Below are 22,000 nucleotides of genomic sequence, written 5' to 3' on the forward strand. Positions count from 1 at the left end.
TAATAGCAATGCTACAACTCAATTTTATTAAAGAAAACAAACAAGCTACCATTGATAGCCTCAAACGTAAGTATTTTAAAAATGCCGATGAGACTGTTGAAGCTGTTTTAGCCATCGACCAGAAACGTCGTGAAACACAAGCTGAGCTCGATGCAACTTTAGCGAGAGCCAATGCCCTTGCCAAAGAAATTGGCGGCTTGATGAAAGCTGGAAAAAAAGAAGAAGCCGAAGCTGCGAAAGCAGAAACAGCCGAATTGAAGATAAAATCTAAAGGTTTGGAGGAAGATTTGAAAAATTCGGAAGCGGAGCTTTATGACATCATGGTTACGATTCCGAACTTACCACACGCAAGTGTACCAGACGGCCGTACACCAGAAGAAAACCTCAATGTCTTTCAAGCTGGAGAAATACCTACTTTGCACGAAGATGCTTTACCACACTGGGAACTCATTAAGAAATACGACATAATTGATTTTGATTTAGGAAATAAAATCACAGGAGCGGGATTTCCAGTTTATAAAGGAAAAGGAGCAAGAATCCAACGAGCTATGATTAACTTCTTTTTAGATGAAGCATTAGCAGCGGGGTATTTCGAAATTCAACCACCAATTTTAATTAATAAAGATTCTGGTTTCGGAACTGGTCAGTTGCCTGACAAAGAAGGACAAATGTACCATGCAACTGTAGATGATTTGTATTTGATTCCTACGGCGGAAGTTCCAGTAACAAATATTTACCGCGATGTTATTTTATCAGATGCGGAGTTACCAATTAAAAATGTGGCTTACACGCCTTGTTTCCGTCGTGAAGCAGGAAGCTGGGGGGCTCACGTGCGTGGTTTGAATCGTTTGCACCAATTCGATAAAGTTGAAATCGTACAAGTTCGCAAGCCTGAAGAATCATATCAAGCTCTAGATGAGATGGTAGAACACGTAAAATCATTGCTTGAAAAATTAGAATTACCTTACCGTATTCTTCGCCTATGTGGTGGCGATATGGGCTTTACTTCAGCTTTGACTTATGATTTTGAAGTATATTCTGCGGCTCAAAAACGCTGGTTAGAAGTAAGTTCAGTTTCAAACTTTGAATCATATCAAGCTAATCGTTTGAAACTTCGTTATAAAGTAGATGGTAAAACTCAACTTTTGCACACACTCAACGGTTCGGCCTTAGCATTACCACGTATTTTGGCATCAATTTTAGAAAATTCTCAAACACCAGAAGGTATCAAAATACCAAAAGCATTAGTGCCTTACTGTGGTTTTGAAATGATATAATATTTAGTTTTTACAAAAAGAAAAGCCTCATTATCAGATAATAATGAGGCTTTTTTGATGTAAATTACTTCTTAAAACTCCCAAACAAATCCTAAAGATGGAGTTACTGATACATCGTTATTATCTAAAATCAACGGAACAGCATTTGCACCATCTCTTCGTAGTGGCAGGCCATCAGTTGTCTGAAAACCAGTATTATCAGCATTTCGAGCAAAAGTATATTGTGGAAATGCTGGAGTCTTGAATAATAAAGCATTTTGCACATCTAAATAAAGGTCGAACGTGGTTTTTCTAAAATTCCATTTTTTATCAACCCTAAAATCAAATCTTTTAAAATTACCCAATCTCCCTTGATTTAATCTTGTATAATCAAGTGTACCACGACCAACTAATGAATAATTTGCTTGTGAAGCTGCCAAATCAAATGGCGTATATGGTGCTCCCCCTTGCGAAAGCCATTTCAAGCCCATTTCCCAGCCATGTTTAAATTTACGTCCAAGTTGAGCCGAAAGTATATGGCGGGTATCCCAAGCTGATGAGATTAGTTTCCCATCGGCTCCCGAAAATTCGCTTCTAAAAAGCGTATAACTTAATACCCCAAAGAAATTTTTGGTTAATTTTTGTTGGAAAAAGAATTCAACACCGTAGCTTCGGCCTTTACCAATTGATACTACTTGCTCATTGCCGATAGCACCGAAATCGCCTCCTTCATTAGCCAATGAAATTCCTCTACTTACGGTAACTGGATAGTTTCTATACTTTTTATTAAAAGCTTCTACCGTTATTCTAGTTTGTGGAGTTGGAATAAACTCTAAACCAGCTACTAAGTGGTCTGACTGAATGTATTTATTGGCTTTATTCGTAAACTGGTTGTCATTTTGATAACCCAAAACGGTGTAGATTGGCACTTTAAAATAACGCCCGGCCGAGACATTTACTCTCCATTTATCAGCAAATTGATAACTTAATGAGGTTCGTGGACTAAGTGTTTCGAGCGGTTTTCCTCCATCAACAGTAAACGAGTTCATGTCGGTTCTGATTCCAGCAGAAAGACTGAGTTTTTCGTTGAAAAACTTCCTTGAAACTTGTCCAAAAGCTCCATATTTAAAGAAATTAATGTCAGTATTAAACTTAACACTTATACCGGGTTGAATAATTTGCCCCGTTGCATTTCTAATTTCACGACTAAAAATATTAAAAAAGTCATTATTATACTTCACATATTGAATCACTCCCCCGTAGCTATACTCCCACTTTCCTTTATACTGGTTTACATCAATTCTAAACTTATTTTCAATCTCTTGTGATTGTGAGTTAAACACCCTTAGTGCAGGGTCATCACTCTTGCCATCTTCATATCGGTCGAGTGCATTATCGAACATATTTCGGCTCAAAGCAATATTAATATAGCCATTTGTAATAAGTCTTTTCAATGAAGCTCCAACGGTATAATTCCATTGTTTAATAAGCGGATTCGAACGTAGAATATATTCTTTTGAAGCATCGGTTTCTTTCGGTACACCAAAATAAAAATCATCAATTGCTCCTACTCCGATTAAGTTTAATGTTGTTTTCTTATTGAATTTATGCGTGATTTTGTACTGAAAATCCCAGTAACTTGGTCGAATTGGCAAATCAAGAGCAGAAAATAAAAGTTGCAAATACGAGCGGCGTGCCGATGCTAAAAATGTTGTTTTCTGCGAAATTGGACCTTCAAGGGTGGCCGCTACTTCAGTCGAACTCAACCTCACATTTCCCTCTACTTTATTGGGGTTTCCATCTCTTTGTTTGAATTGTAAAACCGAAGAAAGTGCATTATCATAGCGAGCATTAAAACTACTCGTCGAAAGCGTGGCATCTTCAATAAACGAAACATTCAGAATACCAGTTGGGCCACCTGAACTTCCTTGTGTAGCAAAGTGATTGATTACAGGAATCTCAATTCCATCTAAATAAAAAACATTTTCATTGGGACCTCCACCTCTAATCACTAAATCATTTCTGAAACCGCCCACAGAGCCCGCCGTGCCACCAACACCAGGTAATACGCCAATTACACGAGAAATATCAAAATTTCCACCTGGATTATTTTTGATTTCCTCGGCTGTTAGTTTCTGAATCGAATTGGGTGTTTCGATATTTGCTACCGAAACAGAGCGATTAACGACCACTTTTACTTCATCAAGTGTTTGTGATTCTTCTTCCAACTCAAACGTAATCTGTTGTGTATTACCCGTTGTAAGGTTAATATTAAACTTGGTTAGAGGTTTGTAGCCCACAAATGTTGCTTTCAAATTATAACTGCCCACGGGTAGGCTTATCTTGAAATTTCCATCAATGTCGGTGGTTACACCTTTCTGGGTGTTTTCTACTTGAATCGTTACGCCAATAAGTGGCTCTTGAGTTTTACGGTCTTTAACTGTTCCTTGAATTTCGCCCGTACGTTGGGAATAAGCTACACCCACAGAAAGAAAAAATACGGCCAATAATTGTAAGATTTTGTGCATAATATGTTGATTTTAATGTTTATGGCTGAGTTTTTAAATTATCAGCAACATTTCAAGTGTGTTTTTGTTATTTAATAGTAAAACATTTTTAATTGAAATATGTTTTGTTTTTGTACTAAAAAAAATAATTTAGCACAAAAAAACACTTTTAGTTTTGCCTTGATGAATTATAGTATCTTACAAAAATTAATTACAGACTTAGAAAGCATCGAATCTGAGCAATCCTCGAAGCCAATTTCGATGGAAGATTTTGTGGTATTTCTCAACCAAAAATATTTGGGCAGACTACTTACACCCGAAAGCCCAACTTTACCTTCTGAAAATGAAGAAACAAATATTGGTCAGTTAGTTGCGTTTATGTATCGCTATGCCAAAGGGTATATCAAAAAGGCATTGGAAGAATCAACCATCTTGACCTTGGATGATTTTGGTTATTTGGCTGCGGTATGGCAATATAAAAATCCAACCAAAACTCAAGTAATTGAAAAAAATATTCATGAAAAAAACACAGGAATGGAGATAATTAAAAGACTGATAAACAGCCAGTTACTCGAACAATACGACGATGATTTAGATAAAAGAAGCAAGCGTTTGAGGATTACTCCATTAGGTCAAGCCGAACTTTTCAAATCATTTGAAGGAATGATGAAAGTAAGTAAGATTATTTCAGGGCAATTGAATGAAACGGAGCGTTTGCAACTATATTATCTTTTAAATAAACTCCATCATTTCCATAATCCGATTTTTTTAAACGACCGTGAGGCCAGTATTGATAGAGTTTTGGAGAAATATTTTTAAAATAAAAAACCGCCTTTGAGGCGGTTTTTTTGTATAATTATAAGTAGATATTATCGGCTTGATTCCATCATAGAAAGGAGTTGGTCTAACTCATATTCTAAAACTTTTCCATTTTGACGGAGTTTCTTCACATCTTGTAACTCAATACCATTTCGAACATAAGTCGGAGTTGTATTTAAAGCTGGGTTTCGGTAACCTTCACGCATAAATCTTTGAATCATCGCTCTGATTTGCTCCATTGGGTCTTTTTGCTCAACTTTTGGCTCAAGTTGCTCAATAAAATTCGGATTCGGCGACTCTTCCGAAGGATATTGTGTACTACTTGCACTTCCTGTTGCCACAACTTGCGGTGTTGATGGTGTTGAAGAGGCTGCTGTAGCTACTGCAAGCGGAACTGCATTAGAAGCTGTTGCCGTAGGGCCAGCCACATGCATTGGTCTTACAACCTCCATCACAGGCGGTTGAGGAATATCAATTTCAAATGGCGGTGGTACATTTTCATAACCTGCTGCAACGATTGTTACGCGTACTTTTTTACCCAAGTTTTTATCAATCGCAAAACCGTGCTTAAACAAACGAGCTTTAGTTTGAATTTGGCTTTCAACAAACTTTGTTACTAAAGTTTGGTCAGAAAGCTTGATTTTATGTTCAGGGCTATAAGCAATACTTAACAAGACTCTTTGGGCACCATTAATGTCATTGCTTTCTAATAATGGCGAAGAAAGAGCCAATTTAATTGCTTCTTCTGCACGGCGTTCGCCCTCTGCTTCGGCAGTACCCATAACAGCTTGTCCTGCATTACCCAATACCTTTTTCACATCAGCAAAGTCAAGGTTAATAATACCCGGACGAGTAATAAGTTCGGCAATACTTTTCACGCCATTAGCCAATACATCATCAGCCTTTGCATAAGCCTCTTCTATATCCATATCACCAAAAGTTTGCTCTAAACGCTCATTTTTGATGATAAGTACGGTATCGCTACATTTTTTTAACTCTTCAATACCCGCACGAGCTTGAAGAATTTTATCTTCTCCTTCAAAAGTAAATGGGTCAGTTACCACTGCAACTGTCAGTAATTTCATTTCACGTGCAATACGTGCAATTACTGGTGCTGCACCTGTACCCGTACCACCGCCCATACCAGCCGTGATGAATACCATCTCCGTTGGTTCTTTGAGCATTTCTCTGATAGCTTTTTCGCTTTCTTCGGCTGCCTTTCTTCCCATTTCTGGTTCAGTTCCAGCACCTAAACCTTTGGTTAGCTCAATACCAATTTGTAAACGTTTTATTTCAGGCGAAGCAGATTCGAGTGCTTGTTGGTCTGTATTACAAATTACCAAGCCTATATCACTTACACCCATGTTGTGCATGTGTTTAACAGCATTACAGCCAGCTCCACCTACACCAATTACCTTGATTATATTCTTGAACTTATTCTTTGAAACGAGTTCGTATTCTGGTTCTTCTGACATCGTGATGAAATTTTATAGATTAGGAAAAGCTGCTGTTTATTTTTTAAAAATTGGATTCATGGCTTTAAACTATTTTAATATTATGTATAACCCTTATCGTCGCCTAAGTCATTTTTTGAAGAATTCATTTGGCGTTTTAACCATCCAAATAATCCTCCACTTGTTTGGGGTTCTTCTGCTTGCGGTGGTTCTACTTCTTTATGACGACCACCATTCAATGGTTCGATACCGTTTAAGTAAATATGTGTTTGACTGTCTGGAATTTCTCCCCAAATAACTTCTTGTGGTACACGCTCATCTAATGGCAAAAATCCTGATAATACCAAGCCCAATACAGTTGCGTATTTGGGGTCAACGACTTTACTTAGGGCACTTTCACCAATATTTCTCATATTATTGCCTACCCTTACATTCATGCCCTCAGTTACTTGATAAAAGACATCTTTTATCATACGAATATTAGCTGTACCGCCAGTCAGCACAACACCACTAATCAGTTGCCCATCATAGCCTGAATGTATAATTTCGGCCATTACCATTGCTGCAATTTCTTTGAGGCGTTCTTCGATGATAACGCTTACATTTTTAGCAACGATTTCTTTATCGGGTAAACCTTCGACACCTGGTATCTTAATGATATCGTTTTTACCAACTTCTGCGGGTGGCACATCACCTACAATGAGTTTGAGCTTTTCGGCGTGGTCGGGCAAAATTTGAAACGCCTTTACGAGGTCATTCGTAATGCTTCGACCAGCAAATGGAATAACAGAGATATGACGAAGCCCACTTTCATGAAAAATGGCAACTTCTGTGGTATCTCCTCCAATATTTACAACAGCCACACCTAATTTTCTATCTACCTCCTGCAATACCGACATGGCATCGGCAAGCGGTGAAAACAATGTATGTACGATTTTTAGTGGAATAAATCTCTTATTATCTTGAATCTTAACACCCACACTTTCGATTGTTTGGCGAAGAGCGATGTGTGGGTCATTGGGTGTTGAAATCAAGAAAAAGTTTCCACCGAGAGTAATACCAAAACGCCCAACTGGATTTTCAGGTACTAAAGAACGGTCAATTATAAACTCCTGTGGGAATGTATGTATAATAACATTTCCTGCCGTTGGGCGAAACGATTTTCGAATATCTATTGCTAATTTTTCAATTTCCTCACGGCGAATCGTCGTGCGGCTATCATTTCTTGTGATAAAATTTTGGTGTGATTTTCCTTCAACGTACTCCCCCGAAATATTTACGATTACGTTTTGAATATTAATGTCGGCTTTATCTGATAATTTAGTAAGGATACGGTCAATGTCACGAGCCGTAAACTCTAAATTTACAACCGTGCCATTTGATACTCTACCTCTTTGTGTAGGTTCTTCAACCATATCAAGAATTTTTACTTTCCCGATAGAGTCAATAATGCCCGCTACTGCACAAATTTTTGTGCTACCAATATCAATGCCTACAATTACACCTTTATTCATTTATTCTATCATTTAAGGCTCTTGACTCAAAAAAATAGTCAAAAGTCACAGCTATATCTCCTATTTACAAACAATTTGTCCATCATATTTAACACTTACTGACGAAAAACTATCCCACCCTTTTACTGGTAGGATTTGATTGTAAAATATCTTCAATCTGTTTAATCTATTCTCAATATTGCTGGGTTCGCCAAACTCAATAATGTGGTTACCCACTAATGGAACAATACTGATGTCTCCATCAGAATTGATGTCCAATTGGGTAAATTGGGCTTTTAGAAAGGAATCTTCATTAATTAACTTTATAAATTGAAGGTTCTTTTCCTGACGCTTTGCTTTTAAACTTGGCAAATTTCGGAAATATTCACCCGAAAGCAATAAAATTCTTGCTGAATATCGGTCAGAGAGTGGAAAAAAACTTCCCTCGGCATCAACATACACATCTTCGCGGCCATCTGACATTAAAATTCGGGCAATCGGAATGTGTTGTTCAACATCAACATGAAGTTTTCCATCTACACCTTTATAGACTTGACAAGATTTTATCTGGCGATTTTTGAGTACACGTTGCTCAATTGAGCGGAGGTCGATTTTTTCAAAATGTTTACCTACCAGTTGCTCACTGCCATATTTTGTCACTAAGTTTTCTACATCTTTATTAGTGATGAAATATTGTTCATCAGCATTTTTAATGTTTACTTCTATTTTTTTGCAGCGGTCTGACGAAAAACTATCTGTCGAAAAAGCAATTAGTAGCGTAATTGCTCCGATGGCAATTGTGCCAAAGAGAATCTTAGCTATTTTTCCGAAGTTAGTGTTACGAAACATTTATTTATGCAAATTAGTATTTTATTAATATTTTCAATCAAATTTTAATGATTAAACATTTTTTTTATAATTGATTAAGAAAATCATTGGGGTTATCAAGCATTTTGAACTCATCGGCGGCTTTAGGTTCTAAATCATTTTTACAAAGATTCTTAAGTCGTTCAACATCTTTATTCCAACGATAACCATCAAAATACTCCAATCCTTTGTGGTCACGAATTTTATAAAGGGCCGACTGTTTATAAGCCGTTCCTAAATAAACGTGTTTTAAGGCATTTTCTTTTCCCCATTTAATCACACGCCACATAAGCCATTTGCCAAGCGAATGGCTTCGCATGTATTCTGTATTAAAAAAGGCAAACCAATAATGGAGCATCTCTCCTTCAAGCACGGCAAAAACAAAACCGAGAAGCTTACCTTCAATACTAAATTTAAAGATATGCGTACCTGTTTCTCTCGAAAGAATATACTGCCAACGCTCCCAACTCATATTATCATCGCCAATACGTTGCGAAATATATTCTTGACTTAAGTTTACAAACTCAGCATCGTTTAGGTCAAAATCTGTTTTTTTAATTACATCCAGTGTAATATTAAGTGGCTCTACTAAACGATTTACTCGACGATTTTCTGAAGTATCTTCAAAACGGTCTAAATCAACTCTAAGGCTACGAGCCAAATAAAAAATATCGCCATTGATACCTAAATTTCCTGTATATGGTAGAAACCCTTTCTCATAAATTTCTGATAATTCGGCCTGCGATTCTTTCAAACAATAAATCGCATAATCGAAAGTATAAGTTGAGTAATCTACTCTATTTTCGGAAAAAAATATCTTCATAATTATATATCAAAAGCCCTTCTAATACCTTCGTTTCTTCAACTATTTAATGATTTTCAATACTTCGGCTGCAATTTCCTTTCCTGCCTCAGGTTTGGCTAAAGTCTTGATATTTTTACTCAATAATTGCATTTCTTGCTTATCATTGGCAAGTTTAACCACATTATCTACCAAAATATCGCGAGCCTCCACGTCTTTTACTAACCATGCGGCTTTTACGTTTACCAAACTCAGAGCATTTTGTGTTTGGTGGTCTTCGGCGGCTGTTGGTAATGGAACCAAAATTGATGGTTTTTCTGCTAAGCATAATTCCGAAACCGACAAAGCACCTGCACGAGAAACCACTAAATCGGCGGCGGCATAGGCTAAATCCATTTCGTAGATAAAATCTGATACAAATACACGCTGTGTTTGTAATGATTCAACCCCTTGCTTAGCTTTATTAATAAAAAGCTTACCTGTTTGCCAAATTACTTGAAGGTCGTTTGATATTAAATCGTTTAAACCTGCAAATATTGCCTCATTGATTGTTCTTGCTCCTTGGCTACCCCCAATTACTAAAAGTGTTTTTCGTTCGGGGTCGAGGCCAAAATGTTTAAATGCTTGCTCTCTCTTCGAATTCGTTTCAAGAATATCTTTTCTCACTGGGTTTCCCGTCATAATAATTTTTTCTTTCGGGAAAAACTGCTCCATATTAGGGTATGCCACACATATTTTTTGTGCTTTCTTCGCCACAAATTTATTAGTAACACCCGCAAACGAGTTCTGCTCTTGAATGAGCGTTGGAACGCCTAAGAAATTTGCCATAATCAGGGTTGGGCCACTGGCATATCCGCCTACACCAATCGCAATATCTGGCTTAAAGTCTTTAATCACTCGATACGTTTTCCAAAGGCTTTTGATTAGCTTCAGTGGTAATCCTAAATTGGCCAGCATATTCGAGCGGTTAATCCCTGCAATGGGTAAACCGATGATTTTATATCCAGCCTTAGGTACTTTCTCCATTTCCATTTTCCCTTCTGCTCCCACAAATAATATTTCATTAGAAGCATCAATAGCTTTTAGCTCATTGGCAATTGCTACTGCCGGATAAATGTGTCCACCCGTACCGCCACCACTGATGATAATTTTTTTCATATATAATTTATTTCTATACAGCTATTCTTTTTAAAGTGTTACAAACGAAAACGCTAGAATTACATCTAAGCATTAAGGGCTTTTTCCTTATCATCATATTCGCCTTTCGTTACACTCAATACAATTCCAATAGCTGTTGCGGTAAACAAAATTGAGGTTCCTCCCATACTCATCAAAGGAAGTGTTTGCCCTGTTACTGGCCCCAAGCCTACATTGATAAACATGTGAATAAATGCCTGAAACACAATACTAAAGGTAAGCCCCACACAAAGAAGCCCTCCGAAAGCTCGTTGTGTATTACTAACATTTTTAAGACCTCTATAGAGTAACCATAAATACAAACCCATGACAAATATGGCTCCCAACATACCGTATTCTTCAACAATTATTGCATAAATATAGTCTGAGAATGCTTCTGGCAAATAGTTCCGTTGAAAGCTGTTTCCGGGGCCTATTCCAATAATTCCTCCACGAGCGATTGCAATCATTGCTTGCTCTTTCTGGAAAGCATCATCACGGTCTGGATTTCCTATTTCCTTATCTCGATTAATATCAACATCAATAAATGCCTCGATACGTTCTAGTACAACCTGACCACGACCAAACTCTACGCCTTTTGAATATAAATAAACACTTATGCCTAAGACTGCAATTAATGCTCCTACAACCGCCGCTGCCATTCTGAAAAGGTACTTTCCTGGTACACGTCCCATGTACATAATAAGAAAACAAGTGACACCTAAAATAACCGCCGTTGAGAAATTGGTGATTGCCAACATACCACACAGTATCCCACACCAAAAAATCAAACCCATCAGTGTTTTTTGGGTGTATTGTACATTTTGGCGGCGTGCTAACATTGCAGCCAAATTGGTAATCAGCACCAAACGAACTAAATCGGATGATTGGAACGAAATACCAAAAAGATTAATCCAACGTTTGGTTCCACCAACTGTGGTACCAAATAAATACGTATATATTAATAGTACTGGCGTAATCCAAAGTAAAAGTCTTGAAATTCCTGCGTATTTCGTATAGTCAATACGATGAATAAACCATATAACAAATAGACCTAATAAAAGGTGACCCGTATGATTAAGTAAGTAGCTTTCGGTATTTCCTCCTGCCTTTTTATAAGCAAGAGCGGTACTGGCACTATAAACAACCAGCATACTAAATAAAGATAGAAGCACAATGATGAACCAGATTTGCCAGTCACCACGCAATTTGTCTTTCAACCACGTTTCCATGATTTTTCATAGGTAGCTAAGCTACCGTTTTGAGATTATAAGGATATAAGCACGATTATGATGCTTTTAAATTTAGACAAGTCTTTGTCTAAATTTAAAAGACGTAACAAATGTAAATTATTTCAAAATGAATGAAAAGAAAAATTTGAGAAATTTATTATAGGGTTCTAATGGAGGCGTTTTTGTCAAAAAAGACGCTTATTTTGGGTATTATGACAAAATTTTATTAGGCTTGACTGTTTAAATTGGTAAATACTTTTAAAAAATATTGTATTAAAAAAAGGCTATTTTTATTGAAAATCAAGGCATTAGATGCTTTTCCCTGTATTATTTTTTTGTTAAAAATTTACCTTATTTTTTATTAAATTTGATTTTTAACATTTCTCATGACAAACCAATGCTTATCAAAAAACTAATACTCCCTAAAACCTTAAGTGGACTGATTCTATTTTTCATAATTAGTTTAAGTTCTAAAGCACAAGTATCAAAATCAGCTCTTTTTACACAAGAAATCGCCGAGAAATTAGCGGTATTACCCTTACATTGTATTAATCAGGAGTTTCCTAATAAAACAGGGCACAGCTCTGATACCGCCGAAGACCATCAATTATTGCCTTCACAACTACACCCAAGTTTTTATGGTTGCCTCGATTGGCATTCAAGTGTGCATGGACATTGGATGTTGATTAAATTATTAAAGGTTTTTCCGAATATCAAAGATAGAGAAAAGATTATCAGTGTTTTGGATAACAATTTTCAAGCAGAGAAGATAAAAACAGAAGCTGAATATTTCACGAAGTATAAAACAACCGCTACCTTCGAACGAACTTATGGTTGGGCGTGGGTTTTGAAGCTCGACCAAGAACTACTTACCTGGAATGACCCGATAGCTCAAAAATGGTATCAAAATCTACAACCGCTCACGAAAGAAATAGTAAGACTTTGGACAGCATTCCTACCTAAACAAACTTATCCTAACCGCACAGGTGTACACCCTAATACTGCATTCGGTTTGGTTTTTGCCTTGGATTGGGCAAGAGCTACGAAAAATACTGAATTTGAAAAAGCTATTGTTGAAAAAGCTAAGCAGTTTTATAAATCTCAAATCAATGCTCCTGCATATTTAGAACCCGATGGCTCAGATTTTCTTTCTCCGAACCTCGAAATAGCCGATTTAGTGCGTCGAATCATGACCCCAAAAGAATTTGAAACTTGGTTTAGTGCTTTTCTTCAGCCAAAATCAATTCAAAATCTTTTAAAGCAACCTGTTGTTAGTGACAGAAAAGATTATCAAATAGTTCATCTTGATGGTCTAAGTATCAGCCGAGCATGGTGTTTCAAGGGAATTGCTTCTGTTCTACCCAAAAGTAACCCTTTGAAAGTAAAATTTGAGCAAACATCGGCTTCTTTCCTTAATAATGCTTTACCCAATGTTACCTCTGGGAATTATGGTGGAGACCACTGGTTAGGGTCTTTTGCGGTTTATGCAATTTTTGATTAATCCCTAAAATATAAAACCCTCAAGAGGAATATTTAATTATCTTGAGGGTTTTGATAAATCTGAAATCTTACTTTTCAGAAACTTTGGCCTTATTAGCTAACTTAACAATAAGGAAAATTACCCACGCAATAATCAAGAATTGTATCGTAATTTGAATAAAGTTACCATACATGATATTTACTGGATAAACCCCTTTTTCATCTGGCTGACCCAAATGTAAGGCAAGAGTTTTAAAATCTACCCCAGCCAAGAAATAACCAACGATTGGCATTAGAATATCATCTACCAATGAGGTAGTAATTTTACTAAAAGCACCTCCGATAACAACACCAACTGCTAAATCAAGCACATTGCCTTGGGAAATAAATGTTTTAAATTCTTTCAACATCGCTTTTATTGGTTATAGGTTCATTAAAGTGTAAACAAAAGACCAACTGCTAAGCCTTCACTAATTTGAAATTTCTTCACAATATCGGCATCATAAAGCCCCAAAAGTGTAAAGTTTACATTCATATATTTATTTACCTTCGCAGTAGCAATTAAGCTAATATTGTGGTCCATTGGTTTATTTTTAGGAGCATAAGCTAAGAAACCCTGATAACGCCACTTCAAGTTTACATTTTTAGCAATATCTTTATCAAAAGCTGCTACAAACTGAAAACCCATTTCATTTAAAACTTTTCCTTTTTCAGTACCATAAGAACGTTTAATAATTTGTCCATTTTCTGTCACTTCTTTGGCTGTATTTTCAAAAACTTTATCATTGGTCACAAATGTTTGTCGAAGTGTAGCTCCACCTAATTGTAATACAAAATATTTTTGAGGTTTCCACTCCAAACCAACACCCTCGGCCAAAAAAGCTGGGGCGAAAAGATTAGATATCATTGGTTTATTAGCTGCTTTTAAATCATAACCAGCAGCAAACTGTGAGAGAAAGTTTACTCCAGCAAACCAGTTAATTGTTGGTGATAATTTACTTGCATATTTAGCATCCATAAAAATACGGTCAATACTTTTTACTGCTTCTTGACCCTTATTTTTCAGCATACCATATTGAAACTGAATATCAGATGAGAAAACTCCCTTTTTCTTATGATAAACTGCTTTATTGTTAAAAAGAAAACCAAGTCCGATACTTCCTACACTACCCTGTGCCCCTGACCAAGCATCGTTGAAACCAGTCTGTGAGAAGTTAATGCCAAATTGCGTATTGCGTGGATCCCACCAACCAATTCGGAGTGAATCTTCATGGGTTTGAGGAATCTCTTGAGCAAAGGTAAAAGAAGTAAATGCTAAATAAATGATTGTTAGGAGAACCTTCTTCTTCATTAAAATAAGGATTTAATGGATAATACTTTTTTTTTAATTACTGTGAAACTAAAATCATTTTTGAGACTTTAGTTCTAGAAAATAGTAACAATAAAATATCGACTATAAAAACCAAGCCCCTCATCTACTAATTAATTATTGATGAGGGGCTTTATTTTAATCTTCATAAACAGTTACAGATTTGGATTGTAAGACTCGCAAAGGAAATATTGTTTTCGAATCTTCGGTCTTTAGGGTAATTGTTGTATTGTCCATACCTATTATTTCCCCTTTCACCCCGTCAATTTCGATAATTTGGCCTTCACGATAGCGGTTTTTACTATAAAATGAAGAAATAATATTCAGTAGAATTTCCTTCGAAGCAAAACCATAACCAATTGCAAAAGCGAAAATAACTCCCCCGACCAATAAATTAAAACTCGATTCTAGCAGACTTGTGTTGATACCTACTTGTGCAACTGATTGAATAACGAAAATTATTAACAAGAAGAAAAAGATAATCGTACCTATTAGTTTTCCAGCCGCAATGTTAAAGGATTTACAAAGCGTAACTACAAAGTTTTTCAAGGCATCTGCCAAAAAAATACCAGCTGAAAGCATCAGTGCTGAAGAAATAAGCTTTGGAATAAATTCGACCAAAAGCTTAACCATATCTGAAATCGCAGGCACGCCCAAAGTATCAGCAGCAGGGCGTAGCATAAAAATCAAAATAAAATAATAAAGTGCTTTCGAAACGATTTTGCTCAGTTTTATCTCCAATTTAAGGCTTTTAATAGCATCAATTTCATTTAGCTTATCGCCTACCCTATCTGCTCCAATTTGTTCGAGCATTTTTTGAGTTACGGCTGCTACCATTTTGGCAACCCCCCAACCAATTAGAAGAATAATAACGGCCCCAATGAGATTATAGAAAAAGGTCATAAAACTTCTCACCAAATCATTGAATGTGGCCAACAGGGTATCAGTAAAACTCATCGGTTGCTTCATAAATATAAGTTCTTATTAGTTGTTGTTATATTTTATTCAGGATTAATCTACCTTATTTTCTTTAGGCTCAAGTTCTTGCAGAAGCTTTACTCCCGCAATTACCCCTTCTCCCAAAAACATTTGAACAATCGTCATGGCGTCGCGAATTGCGTCTATTTCGGCTGTAAGCATACCTTTCAGATGCTCTGGAGCCGTAGCATCATCGTCGAAATCCTCCATTTTTTATTAAGTTTAAGATATTATATTTGTTATTTATTTTTTCCAAAACCAAATAGCCTTAACCAAAACAATGATAAAGAAAAGAATATTTTCAGTATAAATTTTTCTTAATTTCTCTTTCGTACGCATCAAACGCATCTTCACAGCACTTTCGCTGATATTAAAACTATCGGCTATTTCCTTGATGCTAAAATCATCTTGATATTTCATTAATAGAATGGCTCTTTCGTCTGGCTCGATTTTTTGTAGGGCTTTTTTCAATCCTTGGGTTTGCATTTCAGCAAGTTCAGAATCATCGTCTTCTTCTTCAAGGTCGAAGTTTTCATCGAGATAAGTCTCTGCTTGTTTTTTCACAACTCTCATTTGGTCCATACAATAATTATAAGTAATTGAATAGAGCCAAGTTGAAAATTTAGCTTGTTCTTTAAAGCCACCTATTTTAAGCACTAATCTCAGAAAGATATCATGCGTAAAGTCTTCGGCTTGAGCTTCATTTTTAACAAACGAAAGACACTTTCTGTAAACTTTATCAACATAACGGTCGTAGAGTTCTTCAAAGTAAAGATTACGTTGGGTCTCAACATATAATCGAACCAACTCTTCATCAGGTGTGTGTTTAAAGGCTTTGTTTTTCAATTTTGACCAAATGGTTAAGCAAAAGTAACACTTCTTTAGTAGCTTTCTTTGCGGTTAATACTTATAACTCAATATGTATCCATAAGAATTACGGAAAAGCTGTGGTCTGAAGTAGAAAAAACGAATACCGCTTTCGTTTTCTGAGGAAATGAATAGAATATTGCGAATTTTTCATACTTAAGGCTATCAAATATTATTTTTTTTTGATAAAAACACAAGTTTCCAACAAAAATAAATAGTATGCTTGCATAATATTTATTCTTTTTTTACTAACTTTCGGAATCTTTTAAACCTTATTTTCAAACTAATTTATTGACATGACAGCAAAAGAATTTTTACAGAAGACAGCCACACGTCTTACTCCAAACGAAATAAATGATGTAACTACAACGCTTCACTTTGATTTTGGCAGTGGGGAAAATTACTCTTTGGTAGTTGCAGATGGAAAGGCTGATTTTCAAGAAAGTTTTGTAGGAACTCCTGAATGTATAATAAAAGCAGATGCTGATGATTTTGTAAAAATTGCAACGGGCGACATGAATCCTATGATGGCAATGATGATGGGTAAAATTAAAATATCTAACCCTGGTGCAATGATGAAATATGCTAAAATACTAGGATTGATGTAATAACTACTAAATTTTGTAAACAAGATTCTTTTAAAACTCTAACGTCCCGATTGGGATTTAAGGCAATGGCTAATCATTTTTTTAATAAAAGAAACGTTGACTTCCTACTCTATGAAGTTCACGATGCAGAGTCGCTTACAAAGCATACTCGCTTTGCCGACCACACGAAAGAAACTTTCGATATGACCATTGATGCAGCTACTCAAATAGCTGATAATCTGATGTTTCCGTTTGTAAAAGATGTAGATAAAAATCAACCCGAATTAAAAGATGGTCAGGTAACTGTTCATCCTGCTATCAAAGATTATCTGAAAGCTTTAGGGGAATCTGGAATCATCGGAGCTGATTTTGACTACGAAGATGGTGGAGCTCAAATGCCCGTGACAATTACGAGTATTTTGGGCTATATCTTAATGGCAGCCAATAACGGGATGATGTTTACTGGTCTTACAGCTGGTGCAGCTCGATTGATTGCCAGCTTTGGCTCGCAAGAGTTAAAGGATACTTACATTCCAAATATGATTTCGGGCAAGTGGCAAGGTACAATGTGTTTGACAGAGCCGCAAGCAGGTAGCTCGCTTTCAGATATTACTTCAACCGCCGAACCGCTTGAAGATGGCACTTATAAAATTAGGGGCCAGAAAGTATTTATTTCTGCTGGAGACCACGATGCCGCTGATAATATCATTCACTTATTCTTAGGACGTATCAAAGGTGCTCCACTCGGCACAAAAGGTATTTCTTTATTCGTGATTCCGAAATTTAGATTGGATGGTACAGATAACGATGTGACATCAATGGGAATTTACCATAAATTAGGTCAGAAGGGTGTGCCTGCCATGCACTTAGGCTTTGGCGATAAAAATGATGACTGTATTGGCTATTTAGTGGGCGAACCAAATAAAGGCTTGAATTACATGTTTCAGATGATGAATGAGGCTCGAATTGGCGTTGGAATTACTGGAGCTTCTATTGCTTCAGCAGCTTATTATGCTTCGCTCGAATATGCTAAAGAACGCCCTCAAAGCCGCCGACTCAATCAAAAACATGCCCTTGATGCTCCACAAATTCCGATTATTCAACACCCCGATGTAAAAAGAATGTTGTTGTTTCAGAAAGCAGTGGTAGAAGGTTCTCTGTCGCTTTTACTTGAAACATCTAAGTTTTTCGACCTTTCGGAAGCTTCTGACGACCCAGAAGAAAAAGAAAATGCTCATTTAATGCTCGAATTGCTTACACCAATTGCCAAAACGTTTCCTTGTGAATATGGCATGAAAGCAACTTCTGATGCTGTGCAATGCTTCGGTGGTTATGGTTTTACTGAAGATTTTCCAGTAGAACAATATTATAGAGATATTCGTATTACACCAATTTACGAGGGAACAACGGGTATTCAATCGCAAGATTTGTTAGGCCGAAAAGTTCCGATGGCCGGTGGAAAAGCTACCATGCTTTTGACAAAAGAGGTTGGAAAAACTGTGATGGCAGCTTTACAATTTGATGAATTAAAGCGATATGCACTTTTATTGAAAGATGAAGGTGAAAGATTGCAGAAAGTAACAATGCATTTACTAAGTATTGCGGGAACAGGTGATGTTGAGCGTTTCTTATCAGACGCTACACTTTACATGGAAATGTTTAGCCTTAATGTAGTGGCTTGGCAATGGCTGAAGCAAGCGGTGGTTGCCAAACAAAAACTAATTACTTCAAACGACGATACTGAGTTTTATGAAAGTAAAATACATACTATGAAGTATTTCTTCCATTATGAAATTCCAAAAACACAAGGTTTGGCTACTCGCTTGATGGATGAAGAAGTGCTTACGATAATGACTGAGAAAGAGATTGTTATGTAAAAAATCAACAGTTTACGGTCAACAGTCCGCTTAAAACAAAAAGCCCCGAAGTAGAATCCTATTTCGGGGCTTTTTGTTTATTGAAACTACTTTAATTAGTTTTTACCACTTGTTTGCGTTCCTGCAGGTTGGTTCTGTTTAGCCTGTTGCATTGGGTTTTGTCCTTGTGGACGGAACGACCCTTGCTTAAATGCTTGGAACTTTGTTGGTTTTTCTGGCTCACGTGGGAATGAATTATTTTCAGTGTCAATGTCAGCAATTTCGTAGAATGGGTCGAGCGTAAACTTCGTCACCTTCTTCGTCGTCGGAATTGTTTTCTTCACTTCTTTATCATTCAAACGCCAGATTTCGGCTGGAATTCTCACAACCTCATTTGTGCCATCTTCATAATCTAACTTGATGATTACTGGCATTGGTAAGCCACCTTTGTTTTTCACTTTCAAAACATAGTAGTTCATGCCTGATTCTACCAATTTACGCTCATCTTCTGAGAGGCTTGATTTATATTGCTCAGATTTTTGCTTATCTGCGGCCGTAACAGCATATCTATCATACGAGTTGTAAAAATCACGCATTGTAGAGTCGGCTTCCACAACAGTTTGCTTAATATCTGTTTTATTACGGATATTACTCAATGTTTGTTTTTTAGCTTCAGCATCAGCTTTTTCTGCTGCTTTTTTAGCAATTGGATCTTGATTATCAGGTGAGTACCACTCTACTTCTGCTAAATCTTGATCAGAAGGCTCAACACCGTAGAACCAACCTTTCCAGAACCAATCAAGATCAACGCCCGAAGCATCTTCCATCGTACGGAAGAAATCGGCTGGTGTTGGATGCTTAAATGCCCAACGACGTGCATATTCTTTGAATGCATAATCAAATAATTCGCGACCCATCACTGTTTCACGCAAAATATTTAAACCAGTTGCTGGTTTAGCGTAAGCATTTGGACCAAATGCCATGATATTATCTGAACTCGACATAATTGGCACTTGCTGAGATTTATCGGTTTTCATGTAAGGCACAATGTATTGTGGTTCTCCGCGGCGAGAAGGGAAATTTCTATCCCATTCTTGTTCAGCCAAATATTGGCAGAAAGTATTCAAACCTTCATCCATCCATGACCATTGACGCTCATCAGAGTTTACAATCATCGGGAAGAAGTTGTGCCCAACTTCGTGGATAATCACGCCAATCATACCTGCTTTGGTAGCTTCCGAATAAGTGCCATCTGGCTCTGGGCGACCACCATTGAATGAAATCATTGGGTATTCCATACCGCCACCTGCTGTTGCATGACAAGAGATAGCTACTGGATAAGGATATTGAACCGTACGATTTCCGTAGCTTCTTAAAGTATGCTCAACTACACGAGTAGAGTACTGTCCCCAAAGTGGATTTCCTTCTTTTGAATAGAATGACATGCTCCAAATTTTACGGCCATTGTTGTAAACATCTGTTTGCATAGCATCCCAGATAAATTTACGAGATGAGGTAAAGGCAAAGTCACGAACGTTCGATGCTTTATAAATCCAAGTTTTCTTGCCCGTTGGCTTGCCTTTTTCTGCCGCTTCTGCTTCAGCCTGCGATACGATTAATACAGGAGTTTTTGAATTAGCCGCTTGTTGAAGACGTTTAAATTGTTCTGGCGTTAATACTTTATCGTAGTTTTGGCATTCACCTGTTGCACCCACAACGTGGTCGTTAGGCACCGTGATTTCTACTTTATAATCTCCGAAAGGAAGTGTAAACTCACCTTGACCCAAGAATTGTTTGTGTTGCCAGCCATTTACATCATCATACACCGCCATACGTGGGAACCAGTGTGCAATAAAGTAATTGTAATTGCCATCTTTCGGGAAATATTCCATACCCGAACGACCGTAGTAATTTGTAATATTATAGTTCCAATCAATGCGGAAAGAATAAGACTGACCCGGTTTCAATGTAACTGGAATATCAATACGCATCATGGTATTATTGATGGTATATCTAAGGTCTGCACCAGTTTTGGCATCTTTTACGGTTGTAATTTTATAACCGTATTCTTTATTTCCCGAAATACCACCAAAAACTGATGACGGAGCATTTACGTTTTGAAGGGCATTGAACGACATTCCTTGAGGGTCAACTCCGCCAGTTTTAGTCATGGCATTAATTGAGTTTTTCTCAAAAAGGTTTTGGTCAAGTTGTAACCACAAATAACGTAACTCGTCAGGCGATTTGTTAGTATAAGTGATAACTTCGGTACCGATAATTTTTTGATTGACATCATCTAACTCCGCCTTGATATCGTAGTCAGCCTTTTGTTGCCAATAATCTTTGCCTGGTGCACCTGAAGCTGTGCGATAAGTGTTTGGCGTTGGAAGCTCGGTTCCCATTTGTTCAAAACGGGTATTCGCATTAAACTGATTGCCACCTTGCTGGGCAAACGAGAATAATGCTTGAAGAATTAAAAGTGAAGCGAAAAGGAGTTCGCTTACTCTATACGCTCTACCTAATACTGATAGTTTTCTCATAAAGCATGATGAAGGGTTAGTAAAAAAACAAATATATTAATTTTGATAGGAAAAGTTCATTAAAATAAGCTAATAAGCCCCGATTTTGCGATGATTTCGTTGTTATTTACGACGAGTTTGATGTGAAACCGCAGCAACCACCGCAATCTCTATATTAGCCCCACCGGGTAGATTTGCTACACCAATGGTAGTACGTGCAGGAAAATCGCCCGTGAAATATTTCCCGTATATTTCATTCACTTTAGCAAAATTATTGATGTCTTTGATATAAATCGTAGTGTTTACCACATCACTAAGCTTTAAGTCTGTTGCCTCTAAAATGGATTTGATGTTTTCCATGATTTTTACCGTTTCGGCTTCAAATCCACCTTCAACGAGTTTTCGTGTGGCAGGGTCGAGTCCAATTTGACCTGCGACAAAAACAAAACCATTTGATTTTACTGCTTGGCTATATGGAGCAATCGGAACAGGTGCTTTATCGGTTTTGATGATTTCTTTATGTTGAGCGAAAGTAAGATTAGCGATGAATAGAGTGACAATAATAAGTAGTTTTTTCATGTTTTTGGTTTTTTTATGCTATCAGACCCTACAATATAGGCCGAAACTTAGAGTTGATTAAATATTCTGCAATTTTCTATAATTTGTTTGAAAAAGCAAGCTCTACCCAAACAGAAAGGGCTCAGTTTTTCAAACCGAGCCCTTTCTAAAATCCCTATAT

General features: G+C 36.9%; 19 protein-coding genes. 5 read left to right on the forward strand and 14 right to left on the reverse strand.

The window, feature by feature from the left end; genetic code table 11:
• The first annotated feature begins 8 nt into the window (after window positions 1-8).
• Window positions 9-1,277 carry a serine--tRNA ligase gene (gene serS / locus A6M55_RS16835; protein WP_015028672.1) on the forward strand — a complete coding sequence of 423 codons (1,269 nt, stop codon included), beginning with the start codon at window positions 9-11 and terminating at the stop codon, window positions 1,275-1,277.
• Between the two features lie 71 nt (window positions 1,278-1,348).
• Here serS and A6M55_RS16840 read toward each other — a convergent pair whose 3' ends face one another.
• The gene (locus A6M55_RS16840; RefSeq protein ID WP_064198610.1) at window positions 1,349-3,784 is read right to left on the reverse strand and encodes a TonB-dependent receptor; all 2,436 of its coding nucleotides are present in this window, start codon (window positions 3,782-3,784) and stop codon (window positions 1,349-1,351) included.
• Window positions 3,785-3,946: 162 nt separating this feature from the next.
• On the opposite strand from A6M55_RS16840, the gene A6M55_RS16845 reads away from it, so the two are divergent.
• On the forward strand, window positions 3,947-4,582 hold the full coding sequence (locus A6M55_RS16845; RefSeq protein WP_229235560.1) for a MarR family winged helix-turn-helix transcriptional regulator: 636 nt from the start codon (window positions 3,947-3,949) through the stop codon (window positions 4,580-4,582).
• Window positions 4,583-4,632: 50 nt separating this feature from the next.
• Here A6M55_RS16845 and ftsZ read toward each other — a convergent pair whose 3' ends face one another.
• The 6 genes from ftsZ to A6M55_RS16875 all read right to left on the reverse strand — a co-directional run bounded on the left by ftsZ (window position 4,633) and on the right by A6M55_RS16875 (window position 11,606).
• The gene (ftsZ, locus tag A6M55_RS16850; protein ID WP_064198612.1) at window positions 4,633-6,057 is read right to left on the reverse strand and encodes a cell division protein FtsZ; all 1,425 of its coding nucleotides are present in this window, start codon (window positions 6,055-6,057) and stop codon (window positions 4,633-4,635) included.
• 80 nt (window positions 6,058-6,137) lie between these two features.
• Window positions 6,138-7,550, reverse strand: coding sequence for a cell division protein FtsA (gene ftsA, locus A6M55_RS16855; protein ID WP_015028676.1), 1,413 nt, complete (start codon window positions 7,548-7,550; stop codon window positions 6,138-6,140).
• A 60-nt stretch (window positions 7,551-7,610) separates the two neighbouring features.
• Window positions 7,611-8,378, reverse strand: a complete 768-nt coding sequence (locus A6M55_RS16860) for a cell division protein FtsQ/DivIB (RefSeq protein WP_015028677.1) — start codon at window positions 8,376-8,378, stop codon at window positions 7,611-7,613.
• Between the two features lie 64 nt (window positions 8,379-8,442).
• Window positions 8,443-9,219, reverse strand: coding sequence for a GNAT family N-acetyltransferase (locus A6M55_RS16865; RefSeq protein WP_015028678.1), 777 nt, complete (start codon window positions 9,217-9,219; stop codon window positions 8,443-8,445).
• 42 nt (window positions 9,220-9,261) lie between these two features.
• The gene (murG, locus tag A6M55_RS16870; RefSeq protein WP_064198613.1) at window positions 9,262-10,356 is read right to left on the reverse strand and encodes an undecaprenyldiphospho-muramoylpentapeptide beta-N-acetylglucosaminyltransferase; all 1,095 of its coding nucleotides are present in this window, start codon (window positions 10,354-10,356) and stop codon (window positions 9,262-9,264) included.
• Between the two features lie 65 nt (window positions 10,357-10,421).
• Entirely contained in the window at window positions 10,422-11,606 is a 1,185-nt protein-coding gene (locus A6M55_RS16875; RefSeq protein ID WP_064198614.1) for an FtsW/RodA/SpoVE family cell cycle protein, read from the reverse strand.
• 397 nt (window positions 11,607-12,003) lie between these two features.
• Here A6M55_RS16875 and A6M55_RS16880 point away from each other — a divergent pair, with 397 nt between their 5' ends.
• Window positions 12,004-13,107, forward strand: coding sequence for a DUF2891 domain-containing protein (locus tag A6M55_RS16880; RefSeq protein WP_156511102.1), 1,104 nt, complete (start codon window positions 12,004-12,006; stop codon window positions 13,105-13,107).
• Window positions 13,108-13,174: 67 nt separating this feature from the next.
• On the opposite strand, the gene mscL is transcribed toward A6M55_RS16880, so the two are convergent.
• The 5 genes from mscL to A6M55_RS16900 all read right to left on the reverse strand — a co-directional run bounded on the left by mscL (window position 13,175) and on the right by A6M55_RS16900 (window position 16,278).
• Window positions 13,175-13,495 (reverse strand): large conductance mechanosensitive channel protein MscL, encoded by a 321-nt coding sequence (gene mscL, locus A6M55_RS16885; protein WP_015028682.1) that lies wholly within the window; start codon window positions 13,493-13,495, stop codon window positions 13,175-13,177.
• Window positions 13,496-13,518: 23 nt separating this feature from the next.
• Entirely contained in the window at window positions 13,519-14,436 is a 918-nt protein-coding gene (locus A6M55_RS16890; RefSeq protein ID WP_015028683.1) for a DUF3078 domain-containing protein, read from the reverse strand.
• 156 nt (window positions 14,437-14,592) lie between these two features.
• Window positions 14,593-15,423, reverse strand: coding sequence for a mechanosensitive ion channel family protein (locus A6M55_RS16895; protein ID WP_015028684.1), 831 nt, complete (start codon window positions 15,421-15,423; stop codon window positions 14,593-14,595).
• A gap of 42 nt (window positions 15,424-15,465) precedes the next feature.
• Window positions 15,466-15,642 carry a hypothetical protein gene (locus A6M55_RS17370; RefSeq protein WP_015028685.1) on the reverse strand — a complete coding sequence of 59 codons (177 nt, stop codon included), beginning with the start codon at window positions 15,640-15,642 and terminating at the stop codon, window positions 15,466-15,468.
• A 33-nt stretch (window positions 15,643-15,675) separates the two neighbouring features.
• Window positions 15,676-16,278, reverse strand: a complete 603-nt coding sequence (locus tag A6M55_RS16900; RefSeq protein WP_015028686.1) for an RNA polymerase sigma factor — start codon at window positions 16,276-16,278, stop codon at window positions 15,676-15,678.
• A 317-nt stretch (window positions 16,279-16,595) separates the two neighbouring features.
• Between A6M55_RS16900 and A6M55_RS16905 the strand changes: the two genes are divergently transcribed.
• Window positions 16,596-16,907, forward strand: a complete 312-nt coding sequence (locus A6M55_RS16905; protein ID WP_015028687.1) for an SCP2 sterol-binding domain-containing protein — start codon at window positions 16,596-16,598, stop codon at window positions 16,905-16,907.
• A gap of 65 nt (window positions 16,908-16,972) precedes the next feature.
• Complete coding sequence (locus tag A6M55_RS16910; protein WP_015028688.1) at window positions 16,973-18,763, forward strand: acyl-CoA dehydrogenase; 1,791 nt, start codon at window positions 16,973-16,975, stop codon at window positions 18,761-18,763.
• 95 nt (window positions 18,764-18,858) lie between these two features.
• Here the strand turns inward: A6M55_RS16910 and A6M55_RS16915 are convergent, their stop codons facing one another.
• A complete protein-coding gene (locus tag A6M55_RS16915; protein ID WP_064198615.1) occupies window positions 18,859-21,282 on the reverse strand; it encodes a M1 family metallopeptidase in 2,424 nt (807 codons plus the stop codon).
• 102 nt (window positions 21,283-21,384) lie between these two features.
• Complete coding sequence (locus A6M55_RS16920) at window positions 21,385-21,840, reverse strand: RidA family protein (protein WP_064198616.1); 456 nt, start codon at window positions 21,838-21,840, stop codon at window positions 21,385-21,387.
• Window positions 21,841-22,000: the final 160 nt, after the last annotated feature.

Source organism: Emticicia sp. MM, assembly GCF_001649495.1.

Excerpts from the sequence above, each read along its gene's own strand:
- serS (WP_015028672.1), top strand. The coding sequence starts at position 9 with ATGCTACAACTCAATTTTATTAAAGAAAACAAACAAGCTACCATTGAT.
- A6M55_RS16840 (WP_064198610.1), bottom strand. The coding sequence starts at position 3,784 with ATGCACAAAATCTTACAATTATTGGCCGTATTTTTTCTTTCTGTGGGT.
- A6M55_RS16845 (WP_229235560.1), top strand. The coding sequence starts at position 3,947 with ATGAATTATAGTATCTTACAAAAATTAATTACAGACTTAGAAAGCATC.
- ftsZ (WP_064198612.1), bottom strand. The coding sequence starts at position 6,057 with ATGTCAGAAGAACCAGAATACGAACTCGTTTCAAAGAATAAGTTCAAG.
- ftsA (WP_015028676.1), bottom strand. The coding sequence starts at position 7,550 with ATGAATAAAGGTGTAATTGTAGGCATTGATATTGGTAGCACAAAAATT.
- A6M55_RS16860 (WP_015028677.1), bottom strand. The coding sequence starts at position 8,378 with ATGTTTCGTAACACTAACTTCGGAAAAATAGCTAAGATTCTCTTTGGC.
- A6M55_RS16865 (WP_015028678.1), bottom strand. The coding sequence starts at position 9,219 with ATGAAGATATTTTTTTCCGAAAATAGAGTAGATTACTCAACTTATACT.
- murG (WP_064198613.1), bottom strand. The coding sequence starts at position 10,356 with ATGAAAAAAATTATCATCAGTGGTGGCGGTACGGGTGGACACATTTAT.
- A6M55_RS16875 (WP_064198614.1), bottom strand. The coding sequence starts at position 11,606 with ATGGAAACGTGGTTGAAAGACAAATTGCGTGGTGACTGGCAAATCTGG.
- A6M55_RS16880 (WP_156511102.1), top strand. The coding sequence starts at position 12,004 with ATGCTTATCAAAAAACTAATACTCCCTAAAACCTTAAGTGGACTGATT.
- mscL (WP_015028682.1), bottom strand. The coding sequence starts at position 13,495 with ATGTTGAAAGAATTTAAAACATTTATTTCCCAAGGCAATGTGCTTGAT.
- A6M55_RS16890 (WP_015028683.1), bottom strand. The coding sequence starts at position 14,436 with ATGAAGAAGAAGGTTCTCCTAACAATCATTTATTTAGCATTTACTTCT.
- A6M55_RS16895 (WP_015028684.1), bottom strand. The coding sequence starts at position 15,423 with ATGAAGCAACCGATGAGTTTTACTGATACCCTGTTGGCCACATTCAAT.
- A6M55_RS17370 (WP_015028685.1), bottom strand. The coding sequence starts at position 15,642 with ATGGAGGATTTCGACGATGATGCTACGGCTCCAGAGCATCTGAAAGGT.
- A6M55_RS16905 (WP_015028687.1), top strand. The coding sequence starts at position 16,596 with ATGACAGCAAAAGAATTTTTACAGAAGACAGCCACACGTCTTACTCCA.
- A6M55_RS16910 (WP_015028688.1), top strand. The coding sequence starts at position 16,973 with ATGGCTAATCATTTTTTTAATAAAAGAAACGTTGACTTCCTACTCTAT.
- A6M55_RS16915 (WP_064198615.1), bottom strand. The coding sequence starts at position 21,282 with ATGAGAAAACTATCAGTATTAGGTAGAGCGTATAGAGTAAGCGAACTC.
- A6M55_RS16920 (WP_064198616.1), bottom strand. The coding sequence starts at position 21,840 with ATGAAAAAACTACTTATTATTGTCACTCTATTCATCGCTAATCTTACT.